The following is a 1,506-nucleotide window of genomic DNA, read 5'->3' on the forward strand; positions in this document are numbered from 1 at the left end:
CGCCAGTCAGTTGGCACAGGCCGTGCGCGGTGAATTGCAGAAGGCACTGATTGGCCAGAACGCCGTGATCGACGACGTGTTGACCGCGCTGATTGCCGGTGGCCACGTCTTGCTCGAAGGCGTGCCGGGGCTCGGTAAGACGTTGCTGGTGCGGGCACTGGCACGCTGCTTTGGCGGCGAGTTTGCGCGCATCCAGTTCACCCCGGACCTGATGCCCAGCGACGTCACCGGCCACGCCGTGTACGACCTGCAGACCGAACAGTTCAAGCTGCGCAAAGGCCCGCTGTTCACCAACCTGCTGCTGGCCGACGAGATCAACCGCGCCCCGGCGAAAACCCAGGCGGCGTTGCTGGAAGCGATGCAGGAGCGCCAGGTCACCCTCGAAGGCCGGGCCCTGCCGATCGCTCAACCGTTCATGGTCCTCGCCACGCAAAACCCGATCGAACAGGAAGGCACTTATCCGTTGCCGGAAGCCGAGCTCGACCGCTTCATGCTCAAGGTGCGCATGGACTATCCCGATGCCGATCAAGAGTTGAACATGGTGCGTCAGGTCAGCCGTTCGACCCGCGCCGACATGCTCGACGTGCAGCCGCTGCGCACGGTGTTGCAGGCCAAGGATGTGCAGGCACTGCAGCGCATCGCCAGCGATTTGCCGCTGGACGATCAGGTGCTCGACTATGCTGTCAGACTCGCACGCAGCACCCGCACCTGGCCGGGTCTGAGTCTTGGCGCCGGGCCGCGCGCCTCGATTGCACTGGCACGTTGCGCACGCGCCCGCGCCCTGTTGCGTGGCGGTGAATTCGTGATTCCCGACGACATCAAGGGGTGCGCCCTGGCCGTGCTGCGCCATCGTGTGCGCCTCGCCCCGGAGCTGGATATCGAAGGCTTGCAAGTCGATCAGGTGTTGCAGCAATTGCTCGATCAAGTCCCGGCGCCGCGCCTGTGAAACCCTCGCGCCTGCTGCTGATCTGGCTGCTGATCCTGGCGGCCATCGGCATCGTGCTGGGCACCTTGCAAACACTGGAGATCAATGTCCCGGCGAGCCTGCTGTCGATCAACTGGGGGTTGCTACTGGCCTTGTTCGCTTTGGCGACGCTCGATGCAATGCGCCTCAAACGCCTGCCCGCAGTGCGCATCAGTCGGCAGATTCCCGGCAGCCTCGCGCTCGGTCGCTGGAGCGAGGTAAGTCTGGAGGTCGCGCATGAATTTACCGAGCCGTTGCAGGTTCAAGTGTTCGATCACGTCCCCGAGGGTTTGAGTTTCGAGCACTTGCCGCTGTCGGTCGAATTGCAACCCGGCCAGCGCAGCCTGATCGGCTATCGCCTGCGCCCGCTCAAACGCGGTCACTTCAGCTTCGAACATTGCGAGATCAACCTGCCGAGCCCACTGGGATTATGGTCAGGCAAGCGCCTGCTCAGCATCGTCGACAACACCCGCGTCTACCCGGATTTCGCCCGACTCTACGGTGGCGAACTGTTGGCCGTGGACAACTGGCTCAGCCAGCTC

1 protein-coding gene and 1 pseudogene are annotated in these 1,506 nt (G+C 63.7%); both read left to right on the forward strand.

Features of this window, described 5'->3' with window-relative positions:
• Nucleotides 1-946: MoxR family ATPase (locus DBR24_RS15000; protein ID WP_146189053.1), on the forward strand; the 946-nt coding region annotated here is incomplete at its 5' end.
• A pseudogene (locus tag DBR24_RS15005) lies at nucleotides 943-1,506 on the forward strand (DUF58 domain-containing protein); the annotation flags it as partial. The gene DBR24_RS15000 and the pseudogene DBR24_RS15005, both read left to right, overlap by 4 nt.

Source organism: Pseudomonas sp. HMWF006, assembly GCF_003061205.1.
Classification (GTDB): Bacteria; Pseudomonadota; Gammaproteobacteria; order Pseudomonadales; family Pseudomonadaceae; genus Aquipseudomonas; species Aquipseudomonas monsensis.